This window comes from Sphingobium sp. D43FB (genome assembly GCF_002312805.1).
Taxonomy (GTDB): domain Bacteria; phylum Pseudomonadota; class Alphaproteobacteria; order Sphingomonadales; family Sphingomonadaceae; genus Sphingobium.
In genome coordinates this window covers 1-284 of record NZ_NMUA01000300.1, presented here as the reverse complement: position 1 = coordinate 284, position 284 = coordinate 1, and the positions used below count along the sequence as shown (strand labels likewise).

The window sequence follows — 284 nt, the reverse complement described above, 5'->3', positions numbered from 1 at the left end:
CGCCCATAGAGGTATGGTTCCAGGACGAGGCCCGTATCGGCCAGAAAAACAAGATCACCCGCCGCTGGGCCAGGCGCGGCACCCGGCCTTCAGCGCCCAAGGATCAGAGGACCAAATCAGCCTACATGTTGGGCTACGCCCGCCTTCGGCCCGGCGTTATCTGCCCTGAGCTTGGCAAGGGCGCTGGCTTGGTCCTGCCCTTCTGTAATACCCAGACCATGTCGCTGCACCTGGCGGAGATATCGCTCGCTATCGAACCAGGTGCCCACGGCGTGCTGCTGATG

The 284-nt window shown here is 63.0% G+C and carries 1 pseudogene; it reads left to right on the top strand.

The annotated features are described in order from the left end of the window. Window positions 1-284, top strand: a pseudogene (locus SxD43FB_RS25770) (IS630 family transposase); the annotation flags it as partial.